Annotated in this window: 1 protein-coding gene; it reads left to right on the plus strand. The window is 35.5% G+C overall.

What is annotated here, in order from left to right; all coding sequences use genetic code 11:
- Positions 1-71: 71 nt before the first annotated feature.
- On the plus strand, positions 72-293 hold a 222-nt coding region (locus AB4512_RS24745), incomplete at its 3' end, for a hypothetical protein (protein ID WP_372176118.1).

Raw genomic sequence — 293 nt, forward strand, 5'->3', positions numbered from 1 at the left:
GTAATAAACTAGTTACTAAGATTAATGGGCAAATACGTGACCTCTTAAAGATGTTTCATCGAAGTTGTTATGTGGGTTATACCGCGACTCCTTTTGCTAATATTTTCATAGATCCAGATGAAAACCATAATGTACATGAAGAAGATCTATTTCCCAAAGATTTCCTTATTGGCTTAGACGCTCCAACCAACTATTTTGGACCGAAGAAAATTTTTATCGATGGGCTACCTGATGAAAAAGAACCAACATGGTTACGAAGTATTTCGGATAATGAAGTTCTCCTACCAATAAAG

It is taken from the genome of Vibrio sp. 10N.222.52.B7 (assembly GCF_041474275.1).
GTDB lineage: Bacteria > Pseudomonadota > Gammaproteobacteria > Enterobacterales > Vibrionaceae > Vibrio > Vibrio crassostreae_C.